Source organism: Sediminibacterium salmoneum NBRC 103935, from assembly GCF_000511175.1.
GTDB classification, from domain to species: Bacteria; Bacteroidota; Bacteroidia; order Chitinophagales; family Chitinophagaceae; genus Sediminibacterium; species Sediminibacterium salmoneum.
On the sequence record NZ_KI866530.1, the window covers coordinates 758,971 to 762,229 of the forward strand.

2 protein-coding genes are annotated in these 3,259 nt (G+C 37.4%); both read left to right on the forward strand.

The window, feature by feature from the left end; genetic code table 11:
- Window positions 1-280: 280 nt before the first annotated feature.
- Window positions 281-2,737 carry a TonB-dependent receptor domain-containing protein gene (locus tag P767_RS0103730; RefSeq protein ID WP_037351602.1) on the forward strand — a complete coding sequence of 819 codons (2,457 nt, stop codon included), beginning with the start codon at window positions 281-283 and terminating at the stop codon, window positions 2,735-2,737.
- Window positions 2,738-2,814: 77 nt separating this feature from the next.
- Window positions 2,815-3,259, forward strand: a 445-nt coding sequence (locus tag P767_RS15695; RefSeq protein ID WP_051417071.1) for a YajQ family cyclic di-GMP-binding protein, incomplete at its 3' end; no start/stop codon positions are given.

A 3,259-nucleotide genomic window follows, 5' to 3' on the forward strand; every position in this document is an offset into this window, starting at 1 on the left:
GCACTGGTTATTGCCGGAATTATCAGCTGGCGTTATTTCTATAAGCTTCGGCCCGCAAAGTAGGTTTTACTTTCATTCACCATTGATTCGTATGATGTTTTAAGGATTATCAGCATCTTTTGACGATTCTTTGCAACATTTACTTCCCGTTAATCCATTTAGGAATACCATTTAGCATTTCTATTAACCGTCCGTGTTAAAACAATGTACTATGTAAAGCACAGTAGTTAGTTTTGTTTTGTAATAATTAAAACATAGAACTAACTAATAAATAAGTGCAATGAGAAATTTAATCAAATCTGTTTTACTGTTGAATCTTTCATGGATTGCTATTGAATCCAATGCTCAACAGAATAACCCTGAGTTGCAGGGAAAAGTCATCAACAAACAACAACCAGTAGAATCTGCTATGGTAAGTTTACTTTTAGCCAGGGATTCTTCTGTAGTTAAAACGGCCCTTGCAGACAAATCAGGCATGTATCGTTTTCAACAGGTTGGCAGTGGTAAGTATTTACTTCTGGCCAATATGGTTGGTTTTGAAAAAGCGTATTCCGGGCCCTTTGAGTGGAACGGATCAGCCACTAAAATGTTACCGGATATTCAATTAATGGCTAAAGCCAACGGATTGGCAGAAGTAACCGTGAGTACTAAGAAGCCATTAATTGAACAAAAAGCGGATCGTACCATTGTAAATGTTGAAGCATCTCCCACCAACGCAGGGGCAACTGCCATGGAGATTCTGGAAAAATCACCCGGAATATCAGTAGATAAAGATGGCAATATCAGTTTGAAAGGTAAAGAAGGAGTAGTAATTTATATGGATGGAAGACCAACTTATTTATCCGGGCCCGATCTGGTAAACCTGTTGAAAAATACACAGGGTAGTCAGCTGGATCAAATTGAAATTATGACCAATCCGCCAGCCAGATATGATGCCGCAGGTAACGCAGGAGTAATCAATATTAGAACCAAGAAATCGAAAGTAGTAGGATTCAACGGCTCAGTAACAGCTGGATATGGTCAAGGGGTATATGCCCGAAACAACCAGAATATTCAATTGAACTATCGAAAAAATAAACTGAATTTCTTTGGGAATATCGGCAGAAATGAAAGACTTGGATTTCAGAATATCGCTATCGACAGAAGATTTATTGATGGGAATAGCAAACAGATCGTTTCGTTTTTTGAACAGGTAACTGACAGAGGAACCTATAATCATTCCTATAACGGAAAGCTGGGTATTGATTACTATTTAAGCAACAAAACAACCATGGGATTGGTCTACAGTGGATTCAACAACAAAGGCGGGGGATATTCCGTTGGTAATATTGATATTTTCAATTCGCAGCATTCTTTCATCAATAAAACCATTGCCTACAATGGTAATGCAGATAGCTGGAAGAATAATAGCTTAAACTTTAATTTGAGACATCAGCTCGATTCTGCTGGACGTGAAATTAGTTTTGATGCAGATTATCTTACGTACAACGGAAATACCAACCTGTATTTAAACAATGCATACCAAAACAATCTGGGACAATCGATAGCTAAAACAGATAGTTTAATGGGCAGATTACCACAGGTTATTGATATCTATTCAGCTAAGATAGATTACGTGCACCCATTAAAAAACAATGCCAAACTGGAAGCAGGTATTAAAACCAGCTTTGTAACAACAGATGCCAATGCGGTTTATGATACCATTTCTAATGGTGTTGTTATGAGAGACTTTAACAGAAGCAACCATTTTGTTTACAGAGAGAATATCAATGCTGCCTATGTGAATTATAACAAAGCCCTGAATAAAAAATGGAACCTGCAATTGGGATTAAGAGCAGAACAAACCCTGGCAAAAGGTGACCAGAAGACCACCAATGTGCAATTCAACAGAAATTATATTCAGGTGTTTCCAACAGCTTATATTCAGTTTGCTGCCAATGAAAAAAACAGCTTTGTATTAAATTATGGCAAAAGAATAAGAAGACCTGATTATCAAAGTCTTAATCCATTTGTTGAATTCCTGGACAGGTATACATATGAACAGGGTAACCCATATTTAAAACCTCAGTTCAGCCATAATATTGAATTGAGCCATACATTCAAGGGCTTCCTGACTACCACTTTGAATTATACCAAAACCACCGATATGATTCAACAGGTAATTATGCAGGATGATGTTAAGAATGAAACATTTATTAAACAGGATAATATAGCAACCCAGCAGCAATTTGGCTTATCTGTAAATGCATCCAATCAATATACTAAATGGTGGAGTGGTAATATTTATTTAAATGTAGCCAATAACCAACTTACAGGACCCATCAATAATGCACCCGTAAATATTTCAGCCACTTCATTTATGGCGAATATTAGTCAGCAATTCAAATTAAATAAAGGGTATAGTGCAGAAATCAGTGGTTTTTATAGAACAGAGAGTATTGAAGGTGTATTCAGAATCAAGCCATTTGGCATCGTTAATATTGGAATCAGCAAGCAGATCATGAAGAATAAGGGTACCATACGTTTGAACGTAAGAGATATCTTCTGGTCACAGAAAATTAAAGGAGAAAGTAAATATGGTACGGTGGATGCCAATTTCAGACAGTATAATGATAACAGAATAGCCAATATCACTTTCACCTATCGTTTTAGTAAAGGAAAAGGAGCCACCGGCCCCAGAAAAAGAGGTGGAGCGGAAGATGAGCAAAGCAGAGTAGGGGTGGATTCCGGCAAATAAGTCTTTCTCTCATGTCGTATAATACGGCCTTGGTTTCTACCAGGGCCTTTTTTTGTAGCTTTGTAAAAAAAACATTTATGCCATCATTCGATATTGCCAGTAGCGTAGACGTTCAGGTCTTAGACAATGCCATCAATACAGTAAAAAAGGAAGTGGCAACCCGTTATGATTTCAGAGACACGGATGTTAAAATAGAGCTGAATAAAAAAGATTATATCGTTCAGCTGGAAGTGAATACAGAAATGCAGATGAAGCAGCTCATAGATATTCTGATCAGCCGTTCTATGAAACAGGGTATTGACGGGAATGCTTTTGACTTTTCCAAAGACGCTTATCCAAGTGGCAAAGTCATAAAAAAAGAAGTTTCTGTTAAAAACGGACTCAGACAGGAAGATGCCAAGAAAATTGTAAAAATGATCAAAGACAGTGGTGCAAAAGTACAGGCAGCCATTATGGACGATATTATCCGGGTTACCGGCAAAAAAATTGATGATTTACAGGATGTCATAGCCAGGTGCAAGT